Here is a 17,495-nt window from a genome sequence, read left to right on the forward strand (position 1 = left end):
TATAACGGATTAATGTTGTCTCCATTAAAATCAAAATTCTGAATTATAGCCATTTAAATCCCTAGCTTCTTTAAAGTAATTTCTAAATTTATCATCAATATTTATATCGTTACTTAATAACAACATTAAACTGGAATCCCAACAAACAATTTCAAGTTTTGCTTGAGGGTGCTGAATATTTGGACTTGGTACCCAGAGCCCTTCGTTTCCATTTGCATAGGGCTCTACAAGCAAATTATTAATATCAATGTTTATAGACTTATCAAACGCAGATAGTACGCCCCAAATAAATTGAGGATTATATTTCTTTACGAGATTTGAAAGATCTTCACCTGCTATCCAAACTATTGGATGCGACATTTTAGGATAATCTCGGATAAGTTTCTCTTCCTGATGTGCGACAATCTCCATGTCTGTTATAAGCCAATTATACTCTTTTTCCCTACCTTGAAATGAGTCAAAAACGGAAGCTAAAACTGTATGTTTAGATCCATGTAAAATGAAGTTCATCCAATCCCTCCAATTAGTAACAATCGATAAGTTAGCCTTCTTGAACTTATTATGTGTAGATAATTAAACAAATACCAATGAATACTGTTACTATACACAATATAATAGTTGTTGCAGTATCTAGCAAAATGCTTACGGCTAAGAAAATTATTGATTTAAGAGCAAAAGAAGGCCCTTTTTCTTTCCATTGCCGATAGATTTGTATCATTGCATAAATTAATGGAATCATACCACCTATAATCAGAATAATCCCTATTATTTTCTCCATGTTTCCTCTCCTTTTAAAGATTCGAATCAATAAATATACTATATAATCATACGCCCTCAGAATATATCCTTATATTTTTAGAGTTATTTTACACATACAAAACTCTCTAATCATAGCTACACTCGTATTAAGCGCATTGTTAAAAGTTATATAATCTTTCATTCTGTAATTAACGGAACTTTCCATCTGCTAAAAACATTGCCATACAGCTTAACATTTTCTAAGGTATTAAATTTCCTAAGATATCAATTAGCTCTTCTAATGCTCTTCCCAAATCGTTTATATTGTCTCGTTCATCAAAACCTTTTTCCATTAATTCATCTACTATAATATCTCTCAATTTATTTATTTTTTCAGTTTCTATCATACTTAAGTCTTCATAAACATTTAACCATAGTAAATGTTTATTTTGTGATTCTAATGTCTGTTTCAATAAAATCTGCATCTCTTTATTTAATTTAAACAACCTTATCTTCTCCTTTCCCAGTTTATTTTGAACCCTTAGCAAAAGTTGTAATTACTTTACCTTTTTTATTTAAAACTACTACAGCCTGTTTACTAGTAGATTTAGTTCTACCGCCACTTTGTATAACTTTTTCGCCAGTTTTAACAGCATTTAAAATCACCTTAGATGATACTCCTACACCATTACGACTAATTGCCTATACCATTTCTTTTCTTTCATAAACTCACCTCGCTGAAATATTTTTTAACACAATAATGTTACATATCCAAATCTAAATAAAATAAAGAGTAAAGTAAATACAGTTTAAAAATAAATACATCTATCATAAAAAAGAAAAGACGATTTCTTTTCTCATTAATGCTTGTAGTATCCCAATCCATTTAACGATTGATAAAATAAGACAAGGGCTTTTTTGGAATCATCGGTTAAACTTGCAATTTAGTTGAAGAAGGAACAAACTGATGATGCGGAAAAACGCAGTATATAGAAGACTATGTAAGGAGTTTGTCATATGATTGATAACAGAATTTCGAAAGATTATGATCATGAAATAGATGATTCTTTAAAAGAAATTACAGATACAACCATCTTACTTAATTTTCAAAAAGCGATTGTAAGTTTATATCCTCATCTAATACCAATTCATGCTTTTGCCTATGACGCATGGGATGATATTGTAATGCCATTGTTTTATGAGATGGTATATAAAACTTTTGCTTTTAAATACGGGATAGATATTAACTTTAAAGAAACTCATACCTATATGTTTTCGCTTAATAGTTATAAAGGAATACATCACATCGAGTGTGTTCCAAAGTGCACGACATTTAAGATTTATATTAACGAAGAATGGATTGAAATGGATAATAAAAGTTTGAAAGAAAATGTATTTGTATTTAAGTCATTTGGGGATGGATTGCATTTTCTAACTGGTGGAATTGAAATTGAAGATGCTTATCGTGTAGGGTTTGACCTTGTTGAGGTTGATATTGTTTCTACCATAACAGGTCTTCCATCTAAAACAAGTATTTTTATTGATAAAGAGCATGTAGACTTTGTGTTTGTTGCAGAAACATATGATACAAATATCCAAAATTAAAAATTTTATGTAAGAACGTAGGAAGAATATCTTCATTACTACTCGTATCAAATAGTTGTTTGAACACGCTCCGCTATTATATATACAAACTTCCTACTACATTTCATATGAGAAAAAGTTATTACGATAAACAAAGAAAAGGTCTCCTAAAATATCTTTTAGGAGACCTTTTCTTATTAATAGATTTTGTAATTTAAGAGTGAACACTCTTAAATTACAAAATCCTCCGGAATAAACACTTTCACTTCTTTCGGCTGTACGTATACGCAATCACCCGCTTGAATGTTCAGCTGCTTGAACTGTTCTTTCGTAATTTCTGCTTCTAAATATTCATCTGTTCCGTCTCGTTTTAATTCTACATATACGACATTTCCGACTGCGTGAGAATAAGATACTTTTGCCGGGATTGCATCTATGCTTTGTTTCGTACGAGAGATTGATAAGTCATGCGGCCTTACGTAGGCTATTCCGTCTACGTTGGAAACGTGCTTATGCTCTGGTGCTTCTAGTTCGACCGATCCTACATTTAGCTTTCCTTTATGAACGCGGCCGTGAAATAAATTTACATTTCCTAAAAAGTCATATACAAACGGACTTGCTGGGTTTTCATATACTTCTTCCGGTGTTCCCATTTGTTCAATGCAGCCTTCATTCATTACAACGATGCGGTCTGCAACGTCTAACGCCTCTTCTTGATCATGTGTTACGAATACGCTCGTAATTTGAAATTCGTCATGTAATTTTCGGAGCCATCTGCGTAATTCTTTTCTCACCTTCGCATCGAGTGCACCGAACGGTTCATCGAGTAATAAAATTTTCGGTTCCACTGCAAGTGCTCGGGCTAGTGCAATACGTTGACGTTGTCCACCAGATAATTGCGCTGGATAACGTTTAGCAAAGCCATCCATTTTTACGAGCTTTAATAATTCTGTTACCTTTTCTTCTATCGCTTCTGCTGACGGTCTTAAGCTTTTCTTTCTTACTTTTAAACCGAAAGCGACATTCTCAAATACATTCATATGCTTAAAGAGCGCATAGTGCTGAAAGACGAAACCGACTTGCCTGTTTTTCACGTGAATGTCTGTTAAATCTTCTCCATCAAATGAAATAGAGCCTCCATCCGCTTCTTCTAATCCTGCAATAATGCGTAATAACGTCGTTTTCCCAGAACCTGACGGGCCTAATAAGGCAACAAGTTCGCCTTTTGGAATATCCAAATGAATGTCTGTTAGTGCTTGAAATGTACCATATTGCTTTGATACACCTTGAATTTGAATACTCACCGTAATCCCCCTCTTATTGTCGTTTTTCCATTCGCCATTCAATCCAGTTTTTTATAACGAGTGTAAACACTGCAATTAATGACATTAACGTCGCTACTGCAAATGCTGCTGAAAATTGATATTCATTGTACAAAATTTCAATATGGAGCGGCATCGTGTTCGTAATGCCACGCACGTGACCTGATACGACAGAAACGGCTCCAAACTCACCGATAGCACGGGCATTACATAGAATCATGCCGTATAAAAGACCCCATTTGATATTCGGAAGCGTAACGCGCCAAAACATTTTCCAGCCACTTGCGCCAAGTGATAAAGCTGCCTCTTCTTCACTTTTCCCTTGCGCCTGCATAATCGGAATTAATTCACGTGCAACGAACGGGAAGGTTACAAAGATTGTTGCGATAATAATGCCTGGTACAGAGAAAATGAGTTTCACTCCATGTTCAAGTAACCATTCGCCAAGAGCACCCCTCGGTGTGAAAAGTAAAACGAATACTAATCCTGCGATAACTGGCGACACAGCAAACGGCAGTTCAATAAGAGAGAGTAATACTTGTTTTCCTTTAAACTGAAACTTTGTAATAAGCCACGCGGCCGCTATCCCAAATATCGTATTAAGCGGCACAACGATTAACGCAACGAGAAGCGTTAACCTAATTGCTGAAAATGCTTCTTGATCAGTGATAGCGGCAAAGTATACATCCATCCCTCTTTCAAAGGCTTTTAGAAAAATAGTTATGAGTGGCAGTAATAGAAAGAGAGATAAAAATAAAACTGTAATCGTAATTAATACGCCTGGTACAAGCTTAGATTCTTTTTTAGCTGATACGCTTTTTACTATTTTCTTTTCTAATACTGTTGGTTCCATTTTCTCTCCCCCTATTCACTTTTTAGTTCATGCCTTCTACTCCAGCTTTGAATCATATTAATAAGAAGAAGGAAAAGGAGAGAAATAATAAGCATCACGGTCGCTACAGCTGTTGCCCCCGCGTAATCATATTGTTCTAGTTTCGTCATAATCATCAGTGGTGCAATTTCTGTTTTCATCGGCATATTACCTGCGATGAAAACGACAGATCCGTATTCTCCTAATGCTCTTGCAAATGCAAGTGAAAAACCGGCAAGAAGAGCGGGAAAGATCTCTGGTAAAATGATTTTCACAAATATTTGCAAGCGGGATGCACCTAAACTCGAAGCCGCCTCTTCTACTTCTTTATCAATATTTTGCAGCACTGGTTGCACCATTCGAACGACAAATGGTAAACCGATAAAAGTAAGCGCAACGATAATTCCGAGTGGTGTAAAAGCTACTTTTATATGAAACAGACTAAATATTTTCCCAATCCATCCATTTTCCGCATAAAGCGTTGTAAGTGTAATACCAGCTACAGCTGTCGGAAGTGCAAACGGTAAATCAATGAGTCCATCTAATAGTCGTTTCCCTGGAAATTTGTAGCGTACGAGCACCCATGCTATTAATAAACCAAAAATGGCATTTACAATAGCAGCTGCAAATGAAGTTGTAAAACTAACTTGATAGGAATGCAACACACGCTCGTTCGTTATAACCCCAGCGAACTTCTTCCAACCTAACTGTGAAGTTTGAATGAATACGATAGAAAGTGGTATAAGTACGAATAAACTCATGTACAACATTGTAAATCCAAGCGATAATCCAAACCCTGGTAAAACACGTTTCTTCCTCATCCTCTTTCACCTCATCCCCCTTTAGCAGTACGCATTATTTTTGATAAATTTTATCGAACACGCCGCCGTCATTAAAGTGTTTCTCTTGTGCTTTTTTCCAGCCACCAAATAGTTCATCTACCGTAAATAATTGAACTTTCGGAAATTGGGATGTATATTTTTCTGCTACTTTTTCATTACGCGGACGATAAAAGTTTTTTGCCGCAATTTCCTGTCCTTTTTCTGAGTACAAATATTCAAGATACCCTTCTGCTACTTTTTTCGTTCCTTTTTTATCAACGACTTTATCTACAACCGCTACTGGTGGTTCTGCAAGTACACTAATAGAAGGAGTTACAATTTCAAATTTATCTTTTCCAAGCTCTTTTTGGGATAATAGCGCTTCATTTTCCCATGCGATTAATACGTCACCAATTCCTTTTTCAACAAATGTTGTCGTTGCTCCGCGCGCTCCTGAATCTAATACTTCTACGTTTTTATAAATTTGGCTAACAAACTCTTTCGCCTTATCTTCACTATTATTATATTTTTTCAATGCGTATCCCCACGCCGCTAAATAGTTCCAACGTGCTCCGCCTGATGTTTTTGGATTTGGTGTAATGACAGACACACCTTTTTTCGTTAAATCATCCCAGTCTTTAATTCCTTTCGGGTTTCCTTTTCGAACAAGAAATACAATCGTTGACGTGTATGGAGTGGAATTATTCGCAAGTCGCTTCTGCCAATCTTCTGCTAGTTGTTTTTTCTTGCTAATGGCATCAATATCATAAGCAAGTGCTAGTGTAACAACGTCTGCTTCTAAGCCATCAATAACAGAGCGTGCTTGACTTCCAGATCCCCCATGTGATTGTTTTACATTTACTGTTTGCCCATGCTTCTCTTTCCAATACTTCGCAAAATCTTTATTAAAATCTTGATATAACTCCCTAGTTGGATCATAAGAAACATTTAAAAGCTCAACTGTTTTTTTATCTCCACTTCCTTCAGAATTACTAGTGGATGTTGCCGAACCACACCCTGATAAAAGTACAACTGCTGATAATACAACACCTGTACTTTTCATAAACGCTGTCTTACCCCACTTTTTCATCGTTAAGCCCCCTTAGTTTATACAATAGAAAAAGGCACACAATATATTCACAAATGTGAACATTGTGCGCCTTCAGTTTATCTGATTAGCTTCTAATGTATTGTATTCGATTTCTTTTCATTTTAATTCTGTAATTCATATGTGTCAACTTGGAATTTGAATTTTCTTACTAAACTAAAATATTGGCATACTTCGAGCCCAATGATTTTTCAAATCAGCAAATTCTTTTGGTAACTTACTATTTTCATTCCATTCTAATTTATATGCATTTACTAACACCGTAGCCATTGATTCACGGTTCATTACTTCATTTTGATTAAAATTACCGTTCTTATCATTTTCAGAGTTCATTTCATCCATAATATCACAAATAAGATATTGCACTCGCCGTAAGCGTTAATTCCTTCTGTTCTACGTATATCTCCTCCTTGTTGGTCATATGAAGGTTTAAATATATGGCACCACCGCTTAATCAATACATAAAAATGAGGCAACCACCTTCAAAGATGGTTGCCTCATTTTTACACTTGCATCGCTTTCTCTCTCAATGCTCTTCTTAACAACTTACCAGTCGTATTCTTCGGTAATTCTATTAAAAACTCAATACTTTTTGGCACTTTATATTTCGCTAAATGTAACGTACAGTAATGCATTAGTTCTTCTTCTGTTACGTTCGTTTGTTTCAGAACGACGTAAGCTCGCACTGCTTCTCCTAAGTTTTCATCAGGAACACCGATTACAACAACTTCCGCTACTGATTCGTGCGTATATAATACTTCTTCTACTTCACGAGGGTATACGTTATAACCGCCAACTAAGACGATATCTTTTTTACGATCAACGATATAGAAGTAACCTTCTTCATCCATTTTCGCCAAGTCACCTGTATATAGCCAGCCGTCTTTCAATGTCGCAGCTGTATCTTCTGGTGCATTATAGTATCCTTTCATAACGTTAGGTCCGCGAACGATTAATTCGCCGACTGCGCCGACAGGTACTTCTTCCCCAAGTTCATTTACAATTTTATTTTCTACATGCCAAATATTTGTGCCAATCGACCCTGGTTTACGAGGACGATCTAGCGGATTGAAACAAGTAACTGGTGATGCTTCTGATAAACCGTATCCTTCTGAAACAATAACGTTAAAACGTTTTTCAAAGTTTTGTAGAAGAGCAACAGGCATCGATGCGCCACCGGAAATACAAAGACGAAGCGTCTTCACATCTTCTGCACTTGCTTCTTCAAATAAATATAAATAATTGTACATCGTCGGTACGCCAGCAAAGATCGTTGGTTCGTACGTACGACAAATACGGAATACTTCTTTCGGACTAAATTTCGGTAACATTAAAATCGTTGCCCCGTTCACAATCGGTGCATTTACCGCAACTGTTAAACAGAATACATGGAACATAGGCAGTGCCGCAACAACACGGTCATCAGCCGTATATTGTAAATACGAAGCCACATCGCTCGCATTACTATATAAATTTTTATGTGTAAGCATAGCGCCTTTCGGTTTTCCAGTTGTGCCGGAAGTGTATAGGATAACCGCTACATCTTCTTCATCTAGTTCAGGACCTTCGTAAGTTGTATCTCCAGTCCCCACAAAACTAGTAAACGTTTTCATTTTTTCGGTTTCTGTATGGTTAAAATCTGATGAGGTTTCGCATATGATGATGTTTTCTAATGAAGGAAGTCTTGTTGTAAGAGATTGTATAACAGGTAGAAGGACGTCGAGTACGATGATTGTTTTTACATCTCCATTTTGTAAAATATAATGCATTTCGTCTGCTGTATAAATTGGATTAACTGGAATAACAGTTGCTCCGGCTTTCATTGTTCCGTATAAACCGACCAAAAAATGTGGTGAGTTCCCAACAACTAATGCGACATTGTCCCCTTTTCCAATGCCCATTTCTGCTAAATTGCCAGAAAACCTTGTGACCATTTTGTTTAATTGGTCATATGAGACCGACTGATCCATAAATATATAAGCCGGTTTATCCCCCTTCTTTTTTGCCGTTTCAGCCAAAGATTGAACGAGATTCACAAAAACCCCACCTTTATAAAATTTAGAATATTTAAAAATTCTAAATTAATTATATTAAAAGAAAATTAAAGTGGCAAGTGATATTCTATTAACTGCATATAGACAGACCACCTTCTCTTAGTTTACTTTGGAAAAATAAGGGGATTTTATTTGTAAGTAATTTATGAAACTAGACCAGAAATCATTTTAGGATAATATGCATTCATCTTTTCTCTAAGTTTATTAAGTTCCTCTTTATTTAACGTCGTATGCTCGCCGTGCAAGTTAAGAGCGTCCGCTCCATCTTCATGAAAATACACCGTAACATATAACGTCGGTAACCCTGTATTGTCTTCATCTATTGATAAGATGACATCTGGTGTTTTATTAACAGTGCTGAATGTTTCATTTCTTTTCCACTTCTTATTTTGAAACATGTCTTGTATATCATGTATCTTTCGTTTGTTATCTGTATGCGTAAAATATATAACATTATCCTCCGCTGGTTTTCCGATAGACAAAATTGTACGACTTGAGGGCGATCCACTGCTACACGCTGTCATTCCGACGACGAAGCTGAGTAATAATACAACGTACATTACCCTTTTCATTTCGATTCGCCTCCTTTTGAATATATATATTCCTTTACGAGGGGCAAATGTCCTGTGATTTTATGTTTTTTGGTAAATGAAATTATATGAGCGATTTTTCAGTTATATCAGCGCAACTCAATTTATATCGGCGATTTTTCAAATATATCGACTTACCGACAAAACCTGACAATCTACGCAAAAAGAAAGAGGCTGCCCGTTATGGAAGCCTCCCTCATTTTTAGAAGAATAAATGTAAGAAATCTTCTGTTGTAATGTTACCGAAGTAGCGTGCAATATCTACGCCTTCTAAAGCTGCAGTGAATGCATCTTTATCGAACTGAACGCCTGTTAGACGCTCTTCGATATCATGAACATCTAATGAACCGAAGAAGTCGCCGTAAATTTTACATTCTGTTACTGTTCCTTTTTTCACTTCAAGACGAACATCAACTTGTCCAACTGGGAAGCGGTGTGAATGTTGTAAGTTGAACTTCGGTGATTTTCCGTAGTTCCAATCCCAATTTTGGTAACGTTCTTCAGAAAGTTTGTGGATCTCTTTCCAATCATTTTCTGTTAATTCATACGTTGGGATTTCTGTTTCTCCTTCGAAAATTGTTTCTAGAAGAAGTTGTCTAAACTCCTCTGTCGTCATTTCTTCGTTTAGGAACTCTGTAATGTTCGCAACGCGGCTACGGATTGACTTAATTCCTTTTGATTGAATCTTATCCATTTTTACTTTTAACGCTGATACGACGTGATCGATTTCAGAGTCAAATAGTAACGTACCGTGGCTGAACATACGACCTTTCGTTGCGAACTGTGCGTTACCTGAAATTTTTCTACCTTCAGCTAAAATGTCGTTACGACCACTTAGTTCTGCATTTACGCCTAATTTACTAAGCGCTTTCGTTACAGGCTCTGTGAATTTTTTGAAGTTGCTGAAACTGTCTCCATCATCTTTCGTAATAAAACTGAAGTTTAAGTTTCCTAAATCATGATATACTGCGCCTCCGCCTGATAGACGACGAACGACATGAATACCTTTTTCTTTTACGTAATCTGCATTAATTTCTTCTACTGTGTTTTGGTTTTTACCAATGATAATTGAAGGCTCATTAATGTAAAACAGTAAATATGTTTCGTTAATATCTAAATTTTTCACACAATATTCTTCAATCGCTAAGTTTATTCTAGGGTCTGTAATTCCTTTATTATCAATAAATAACATCATATCACCTCATGAGTTCCATACGTAGCCACTATGCGCTAGCGTAATGTGACCACTGAAAATTTGTTTTGCTTCTGTTACTAAATCAGATGGGTTGCCTGTATGCGGTAAGTGCGTTAATAAAAGTTCTTTTACATTCGCATCTTTTGCAATACTTGCTACTTCTGTACTATTCATATGCCCTGCTTTTGCAGCCTCTTGATGTGCATACATATTACACTCACAAATGAAAAGATCAGCATCTTTTGTGAATGGAATGAATTCAGGAATATAACTTGAATCAGCGCTGTATACTACAGCACCATCTCCAGCTGTAATACGCATCGCAAAGCATGTAACAGGATGAACAGTTTTTAAGAATGAAATCGAGAACGGTCCAATTTGAAGTGTTTCTTCTGGATTGTACGGGATTCCTTTCGTATGCGGTTCATGCGTTAAAGAATGGAATCCATTCTCATCAAATGTATGACCGTATATTGGTAGTTCTGGTAGTTGCCTTGTTGTCGCACTCGTAATTAGTCTCGCATATTGCAATACCCCAATGTCTGCAACATGATCGTGATGATAGTGCGACAGTACAACTGCATCTATATCAGACGGTGTTATATATTTTTGAAGCTGTGCTAGTACACCACTACCACAGTCTACAAGTAAACGAAAACCATCGTGTTCAAACAAATACCCCGACGTTGCTTCTCCCGCTTCTGGAAAGCCGCCCCAAAAGCCGACAACAGTCATTTTCATATGTATCCATCCTTTCTAAAACCGAGTAGAAATGCATGTTTTGCTTACATCCTACATTGTTAACTATAATCCATTTCCTAAACTTTTTCATTAATTTTCAATTTTGTTATAAAACAGTTGTTGACTTTTATTTTTTGTACTAATACAATGATAGTAAGAAATGGAAATGGAGGGATTGACATGATCGATCAACCAATGGAGTTTTTCAGAAATTTACCGACGAAAACTTGTGCGCACTGCGGGAAAGAAATTGATGAGCAGCACGAAGCATACCATAACAAATGTGATGATTGCGTTCACGAAGAATAGTAGTTTGTGAACATAAAAAAAACCTAGCAGACATAGTCTACTAGGCTAATAACATCTTATCCTTCATCGTTGAACCTTTCACCAAGAGCTCCAGTTCAAACTCATACAATTCTTTTTTTCGATAATTTTTCGTATGAATTTTATCCATCATTAGGTCGACAACTTTTCGGGCCATTTCATCAATTGGCTGTTCAATTGTCGTAATACCTGGTTCTGTAATCTGCGATAATATTTGATTATCAAAACCGATAACAGCGAGATCATCTGGAATGCTCCAGTTATGGCGTTTCGCCTCTGAGATAATTCCAGCTGCTACCTCATCGCCTCCTGCCAAAATCGCGGTAGGATTTTTTTTGTCCTTTAATACTTCATGGAATATTCGTTTTCCATCTTCCCAAGAGAAAGCGTTTTCAAGAAAGTCAATCGCTTCTACTTGGCGGCTCTTCTCAGTTATTGCACGTAAAAAGCCCATTTTTCGCTGCTGGCTAACGACTTTGGTTTCGTTACCACGGCAAAAAATAAGATTACGATATCCTTGATCTAACACATGCTTCGCAGCTATGTATGCTCCTTGCGCATGATCAAATTTCACTGTTGGAATATTTGCTTCCTCAATATATTCATTACACAACACGATTGGACCGTGCTGTAAGTATGGCTCTACATCTTCCCACGGATTTTCTAGTGAACATAGAATAATCCCATCTACTTGTTTCGTAGATAATAATTGTAAATACTCCATCTCTTTTTCCGGTAAATATCTTGTTTGACAAATAATCAGTTTATATTTATGTTCAGAAGCAGCAATCTCGATTGCTTCGATAAATCTACTGAAGAAAGGATTTGTAATCCTTGGAACGAGCACCGCAATTGTTTCCGTTTTTTGTTTACGAAGCCTTCTCGCCGCAGAATTAGGAACGAAGCCTAAATGCTTCATTGCTAGTTGAACCCTTTTTTTCTTCTCATCTGAAACATATGGATGATTATTAATCACCCTAGAAACCGTTGTCCTTGATAACCCCGCTAATTTCGCCACGTCCTCTATAGTCGACACGAAATTCTCCCCCTTTGCATGAAAACGTTTTCTTAAATTGATTATATAGTATATTATTGGAAACTGCAATATCGGTTGTTATGATTTTACTATATTAATATTATACATAGGGAAAAGTCTGTTAATGCAGGGGCAATATACTACTTTTAGAAATTTACGTTATGTACATTCCTTTTCTTAATACCATATATCCTTTATTCAATATAAAACCCCATCAATACGTCATCTCCATATGATCCATCTTCATATTTAATTTGCTTTCGTTGTCTACCTTCTTCTACAAAGCCCATACGTTTGTACACTTTAATTGCCCGATCATTAACAGAAACTACACCTAAACAAATTTTTTCTAAACCTTTCTGCCCTTTCGCCCATCTAATAAGAAATTCAATTAATTTCGTGCCTATGCCTTGATTACAATACGCCTCTTTAATCCCCATTCCCATTGTGCCTGCGTGTTGTAACCGTTCTAGTTCATATCGGTTGAAAATTAAAAAGCCAACTACCTTCCCATCTACTTCATACACGATATAAAGATTACCTTTCTCATTACTTTTCCGTATCTTTTCTCTTTCTGCATTCATATCATTCGGTAACTTCTTTGGGGATACTATGAAAAATTTTGTAGTAGTTTCCGATAATATAATTTCTTTTCTAATATTCATAATTGCTTCTGCATCAGTCTCTTTTACTAACCGTATCATTGAATCACCTCGTACTTTTTCTTTTTAAAAATAATATTACAACTATAAAACGGCCAATATGCAATATTACATATTGAGAATCTTTTTACTCTTGATACAATATTCATATATCAAAATAAAAGGAATGTATACAATGAATCCAATCTTAACAGCTGCAAAACAACTATTACATAAAGAAGAAAAAATTTTATCTACTTTAAAATGTTCACTTACTGGCTATACGATTACGCATAAAGTCCCGTATCCTGGCATGTTACTTGCTACTAATCAAAGACTTCTCTTTTTTAGCCAATATAAAAATACATTCATTGCCGAATTTGATTATGAAGAAATTCTATCCATAGAAACGAAGAGAAGAATCTTTGACAAAAAAATAATATTTTACTATGAAGATGAATATATAACGCTTGGATACATTACAAGTTCGAATGTTGAAGCGTTCATAGACTTACTACAAAGAAACAGCAAGACTAGCACAGGCTTATAATCAGCGGGGATCCCCTCGCTGATTCATTATTTTAACTCCTCCCACTTCTTCCAAACTTCTCTCCCGTTTATACAGTACATATTATCCTCTCTATTCATAAACCCCTGTACAATAAATTCACGTCTAATTGTACAAAAATCATCATGATATTGTTTTATAAATGTATTAATTTCTTTTTCTGTATATTGATTTTCAGCATTTAACTTGCTAATTAAATGCTCTAACAATACTAGTTTTTTCTTCTTTTGACCTGGAATCGATTTTAAACGATCCTCTTTATCGAAAAAGTTACGAATGGTCGTATCCCGGAATTTCATTTCACTTTCAGTCATTTTGTTATCCTCCATCACTTTTTTTCTTTATCTTTTCACTTAAAATATCAATAAAGTAATATCCACTCATTAACACATAATAGAACGTAAGTATTCCAAATGCATCTTTCATACTTGTATATACTTCTTTATCAAACAATATAGGTGAAAGGGCATAAACAAGAAAGATTATTAGCGGATTTACGATAAAATAATAAGTAAGATTGCCTTTCATCATATCAACTCCTCTACCCTATGTTTCTCTGTAAATTGTTGTAATTCCTTTTCTTTCGTTTCTATAGCTTTTAGAAAGATTTATAGATGAACTAAGGAAAAGATGCCCTCTATTAAAATAAAAAAGCACCAAAAAGGTGCTTTTTTCTAAGCTTCAATCGATTGATTTTCCGCAATATTTCTAAATTGTCGTTTGTGCATCCAAGTTAAGGATGCAATTGTTCCAAGTGATAATACAACAATGAAAATCATGAGCACCCCTACGTTTTGCCACATGAAGTCAAAGTCTCCGCTTGATACGACTGCTTTCAGTCCTGATACAGAATATGTCATCGGTAACCAAGCATTGAATGGTTGTAAAAACTTCGGAATCAACTCTAACGGGAATGTTCCAGCACTTGTTGTAAGCTGCATAATTAATGTGATGATGGCGATAAAACGGCCTGCATCACCGAATGCTGTTACTAAACATTGAATTAATGCGATAAATGCTAAACTTGTAATGATACTAAAGAGTATGAAGTATGGAATGCTTTGTACTTCTACACCCAATCCGAACAGTAATATAACATCTGCTACTATCGCTTGAATAATACCAACTGATAGTAGTACGCCAAACTTACTAATAAACCAACTAAACCCTGATTTCGGAACGCCGACTGTATCACGTAATGGATATACGATTGATAATAGTAATGCCCCAACGAATAAACCGAGTGATAAGAAGTACGGCGTAAATCCAGTTCCGTAGTTTGGAACTTCCGCCATTTTCTCCGTCTTCACTTTTACAGGACTTGCAAACATATCATACGTTTTATCTGTTCCTTTCACTTCACCAGTTTTTTCTGCTCCTTCGCCAAGTTTCTCTGCAAGTTCACCTGAACCATCGTTTACTTTCACTAGTCCATCAGTTACTTTTCCTGATCCGTCTGCTAGTTTATTTACTCCGTCGATTAGCTGGGTTGAGCCATTTGATAATGTACCTAAGCCTGTTGTTACTTGACCGGAACCGTTTGCTAACTTGTTTACTCCATCAACTAATTGACCGGTTCCTCCTGATAATGTGCCTAAGCCTGTTGTTACTTGACTGGAACCGTTTGCTAACTTGTTTACTCCATCAACTAGTTGACCGGTTCCCACTGATAATGTGCCTAAGCCTGTTGTTACTTGGCCGGAGCCTTCTGTGACTTGACTAGCTCCCCCTGCTAACTGATTTATCCCCACTGCCATTTGATTGGCGCCGATAGATAATTCACCTAAACCACCATTTAGTTTTTCTAAACCATTTGTCACTTTTCCAGAGCCATCCGCTAATTGATTTACACCTGTAATTAATTGATTGGATCCTGTAGATAATTCACCTAAGCCACCACTTAGCTTACCTGCACCATTTTTCAATTCATTAACTCCACTTACAAGCTTCGGCCCATTTTCAGCCAATTTGCTAACACCAAAATTTAATTCTTTACTTCCCTCTGTTACATTACTTGCTCCAAGTTTTGCTACCCCTAATCCTTGACCAAATCCTTGGAAATTAGCAAGAAATTTATTTTGCTCTTTTGCTAATTTTTCGATACCAGCTACTAAACCATTTAGATTTTCTGGACTTGATACCCTTATTTGTGCTCCCTCTCTCTCCTCACTCATTACACTTTTTAACTCTAATACATTTTTATTTGCTGTATTTGTTGTCCCTACAAGTTCTGTTGATTTCTTTTGAACTGCCTCTGTGCTTTTCTTAACATTTGCTATAAATGGTTCTAACTTATCTTGATATTCTTGTGGGAGACTTGCGATTTGTTCTTTCAAAGCTGCAACATCTTTTGTCATTTGATTTGCATTCTCTACATTAGATAGCGAATCTTCTTTTAGTTGCCCAACGCTTTCCACTGTTTTATTTATCTCTGCATTTACTTGTTGTACTGTATTGGATGATTTCTGTTCATTTGATTGATTCGTTACAACACTGTGTACTTGATTATTTAAATCTTGCAAACCTTGCTGAATTTTTTGTGCGCCTTCTTCTAATTGATTTTTTGTACCATCTAGTTTCTCTAAACCACTTGAAAGTTCGCCTGTACCTTTTTCTAATTTGTTAGAGCCTGCAGACACACTTTTCAAGCCATTATTTAATTCAATAGATTTATCCTCTAATTCTTTTAAACCACCATACAATTGCCCTGAGCCATCAGAAAGATTTCCTATCCCTTTTTGTAACTCACCCGATTTATTAACAAGTAAATTTAAACCACTATTAACTTGACTAGAACCATCGTAAAGCTGCCCTGCTCCATTTACTAGTTCAGTAATTCCACTCTTCATTTCTCCTGTTTTACCGTTTAATACATTTAAACCATTGGTTACTTTACTTGAGCCATCTGTTACCTGACCTGAGCCATCTAACAATTTATTAATACCTGTTGCCATCTCCCCTGACTTCCCTTGCAACGTATACAAACCAGATGTTACCTGACCTGAGCCATCTAACAGTTTATTAATACCAATTGTCATTTCCCCTGATTTTCCTTGCAACGTATAAAGGCCATCTGTCACTTTTCCAGAGCCATCTATTAACCTACCAACTCCATCCTTCATCTCCCCAGATTTCCCTTGAAGCGTATGAAGGCCATCCGTCACTTTACTTGAACCATCATGCAATTCACTTGATCCGTCATGTAGTTTATTTGCTCCTTCCGCCCCATCTGCTAATCCTTTTGAGACATCTTTAATAGAATCAAACATTTTCTCTGCATATGTTTTCGTTAACGTACTTGCTACTTCAGTTTTAATCTTTTCAATGGCTGTTCCTCCAATTTGTGAAGATAAGAAGTTTAAACTTTCGTTTGGAATGTACTCTAAGTTTAATGGCTTTGGATTGTCTTTTAGTAACGTTGTAGCGTTACTTGAGAAGTCATCTGGAATGCGCACTAACATGTAATACTTTCTACCTTCCATTCCTTTCTTTGCTTCTTTTTCACTTACGAACTCCCATTTAAAACTTTTATTATCTTTTAAATTATCAACGAGCCCTTTTCCGACCTCAATTGGTTTCCCATCAAATACTGCGCCTTTATCTAAATTGACTACTGCAACTGGTAAGTCATCTAACTGTTTATACGGATCCCAAAAGGCCCACAAAAACATCCCTGCATATAAAATCGGTACGAATAAGACCGCAATAATTGGAATTAATATTTTTTTACTTTTTATAATTTCCGTGAACTCTTTCCGAAGTAACTGATTCCCTTTCATCATTTCTCCCCCTTTTATAAAATGACCAAAATGTTCATATAGTCATTTTTACCCAAACAAAAAGGCTATACTTGTTCATACATATGCCTTATTCCCGAATTTATTACTATGCAACTTTTT

21 protein-coding genes are annotated in these 17,495 nt (G+C 35.9%); 3 read left to right on the forward strand and 18 right to left on the reverse strand.

From position 1 onward, the window contains the following. Positions 1–30 precede the first annotated feature (30 nt). The 4 genes from HMAS_RS18600 to HMAS_RS27770 all read right to left on the reverse strand — a co-directional run bounded on the left by HMAS_RS18600 (position 31) and on the right by HMAS_RS27770 (position 1,404). The gene (locus tag HMAS_RS18600; RefSeq protein WP_044306666.1) at positions 31–510 is read right to left on the reverse strand and encodes a hypothetical protein; all 480 of its coding nucleotides are present in this window, start codon (positions 508–510) and stop codon (positions 31–33) included. 49 nt (positions 511–559) lie between these two features. Beyond that, entirely contained in the window at positions 560–778 is a 219-nt protein-coding gene (locus tag HMAS_RS18605; RefSeq protein ID WP_000411162.1) for a hypothetical protein, read from the reverse strand. 220 nt (positions 779–998) lie between these two features. After that, positions 999–1,244, reverse strand: coding sequence for a hypothetical protein (locus HMAS_RS18610; RefSeq protein ID WP_000475564.1), 246 nt, complete (start codon positions 1,242–1,244; stop codon positions 999–1,001). Between the two features lie 22 nt (positions 1,245–1,266). Beyond that, a complete protein-coding gene (locus HMAS_RS27770; protein WP_000602520.1) occupies positions 1,267–1,404 on the reverse strand; it encodes a hypothetical protein in 138 nt (45 codons plus the stop codon). 351 nt (positions 1,405–1,755) lie between these two features. Here HMAS_RS27770 and HMAS_RS18615 point away from each other — a divergent pair, with 351 nt between their 5' ends. Continuing rightward, a complete protein-coding gene (locus tag HMAS_RS18615; protein ID WP_000566764.1) occupies positions 1,756–2,343 on the forward strand; it encodes a hypothetical protein in 588 nt (195 codons plus the stop codon). Positions 2,344–2,552: 209 nt separating this feature from the next. Here the strand turns inward: HMAS_RS18615 and HMAS_RS18625 are convergent, their stop codons facing one another. The 9 genes from HMAS_RS18625 to HMAS_RS18665 form a co-directional block, all read right to left on the reverse strand. Next, complete coding sequence (locus HMAS_RS18625; RefSeq protein ID WP_000027094.1) at positions 2,553–3,626, reverse strand: sulfate/molybdate ABC transporter ATP-binding protein; 1,074 nt, start codon at positions 3,624–3,626, stop codon at positions 2,553–2,555. Positions 3,627–3,639: 13 nt separating this feature from the next. Further along, positions 3,640–4,497: a sulfate ABC transporter permease subunit CysW gene (cysW, locus tag HMAS_RS18630; protein ID WP_000433861.1), complete on the reverse strand. Its 858-nt coding sequence runs from the start codon at positions 4,495–4,497 to the stop codon at positions 3,640–3,642. Positions 4,498–4,508: 11 nt separating this feature from the next. After that, positions 4,509–5,336 carry a sulfate ABC transporter permease subunit CysT gene (gene cysT, locus HMAS_RS18635; RefSeq protein WP_001227879.1) on the reverse strand — a complete coding sequence of 276 codons (828 nt, stop codon included), beginning with the start codon at positions 5,334–5,336 and terminating at the stop codon, positions 4,509–4,511. A gap of 34 nt (positions 5,337–5,370) precedes the next feature. Further along, positions 5,371–6,426: a sulfate ABC transporter substrate-binding protein gene (locus HMAS_RS18640; RefSeq protein WP_025710372.1), complete on the reverse strand. Its 1,056-nt coding sequence runs from the start codon at positions 6,424–6,426 to the stop codon at positions 5,371–5,373. Positions 6,427–6,600: 174 nt separating this feature from the next. Then, a complete protein-coding gene (locus HMAS_RS18645; RefSeq protein ID WP_033687693.1) occupies positions 6,601–6,777 on the reverse strand; it encodes a hypothetical protein in 177 nt (58 codons plus the stop codon). Positions 6,778–6,947: 170 nt separating this feature from the next. After that, entirely contained in the window at positions 6,948–8,480 is a 1,533-nt protein-coding gene (locus HMAS_RS18650; protein WP_006916060.1) for a fatty acid--CoA ligase family protein, read from the reverse strand. A gap of 161 nt (positions 8,481–8,641) precedes the next feature. Beyond that, positions 8,642–9,070, reverse strand: coding sequence for a hypothetical protein (locus HMAS_RS18655; protein WP_000832638.1), 429 nt, complete (start codon positions 9,068–9,070; stop codon positions 8,642–8,644). Between the two features lie 220 nt (positions 9,071–9,290). Beyond that, the gene (locus tag HMAS_RS18660) at positions 9,291–10,280 is read right to left on the reverse strand and encodes a lipoate--protein ligase (protein ID WP_000897277.1); all 990 of its coding nucleotides are present in this window, start codon (positions 10,278–10,280) and stop codon (positions 9,291–9,293) included. 9 nt (positions 10,281–10,289) lie between these two features. Next, positions 10,290–11,024: an MBL fold metallo-hydrolase gene (locus HMAS_RS18665; protein ID WP_000784674.1), complete on the reverse strand. Its 735-nt coding sequence runs from the start codon at positions 11,022–11,024 to the stop codon at positions 10,290–10,292. 180 nt (positions 11,025–11,204) lie between these two features. On the opposite strand from HMAS_RS18665, the gene yhfH reads away from it, so the two are divergent. Then, positions 11,205–11,333: a protein YhfH gene (gene yhfH / locus HMAS_RS18670; RefSeq protein WP_000567010.1), complete on the forward strand. Its 129-nt coding sequence runs from the start codon at positions 11,205–11,207 to the stop codon at positions 11,331–11,333. Between the two features lie 40 nt (positions 11,334–11,373). Here the strand turns inward: yhfH and HMAS_RS18675 are convergent, their stop codons facing one another. Continuing rightward, positions 11,374–12,387, reverse strand: a complete 1,014-nt coding sequence (locus tag HMAS_RS18675) for a LacI family DNA-binding transcriptional regulator (RefSeq protein WP_000103715.1) — start codon at positions 12,385–12,387, stop codon at positions 11,374–11,376. Between the two features lie 194 nt (positions 12,388–12,581). Continuing rightward, the gene (locus tag HMAS_RS18680) at positions 12,582–13,091 is read right to left on the reverse strand and encodes a GNAT family N-acetyltransferase (RefSeq protein WP_000620466.1); all 510 of its coding nucleotides are present in this window, start codon (positions 13,089–13,091) and stop codon (positions 12,582–12,584) included. Positions 13,092–13,224: 133 nt separating this feature from the next. On the opposite strand from HMAS_RS18680, the gene HMAS_RS18685 reads away from it, so the two are divergent. After that, on the forward strand, positions 13,225–13,578 hold the full coding sequence (locus HMAS_RS18685; RefSeq protein WP_001068223.1) for a PH domain-containing protein: 354 nt from the start codon (positions 13,225–13,227) through the stop codon (positions 13,576–13,578). Between the two features lie 26 nt (positions 13,579–13,604). Here HMAS_RS18685 and HMAS_RS18690 read toward each other — a convergent pair whose 3' ends face one another. From HMAS_RS18690 to HMAS_RS18700, 3 genes are all read right to left on the reverse strand, one after another. Beyond that, positions 13,605–13,910, reverse strand: coding sequence for a DUF2087 domain-containing protein (locus HMAS_RS18690; protein ID WP_000140290.1), 306 nt, complete (start codon positions 13,908–13,910; stop codon positions 13,605–13,607). 4 nt (positions 13,911–13,914) lie between these two features. Further along, a complete protein-coding gene (locus tag HMAS_RS18695) occupies positions 13,915–14,127 on the reverse strand; it encodes a hypothetical protein (RefSeq protein ID WP_025710375.1) in 213 nt (70 codons plus the stop codon). A 143-nt stretch (positions 14,128–14,270) separates the two neighbouring features. Further along, positions 14,271–17,375, reverse strand: coding sequence for a YhgE/Pip domain-containing protein (locus HMAS_RS18700; RefSeq protein WP_070179172.1), 3,105 nt, complete (start codon positions 17,373–17,375; stop codon positions 14,271–14,273). Positions 17,376–17,495: the final 120 nt, after the last annotated feature.

Source organism: Bacillus sp. HMA207 (genome assembly GCF_003402455.1).
Taxonomy (GTDB): Bacteria; Bacillota; Bacilli; order Bacillales; family Bacillaceae_G; genus Bacillus_A; species Bacillus_A cereus.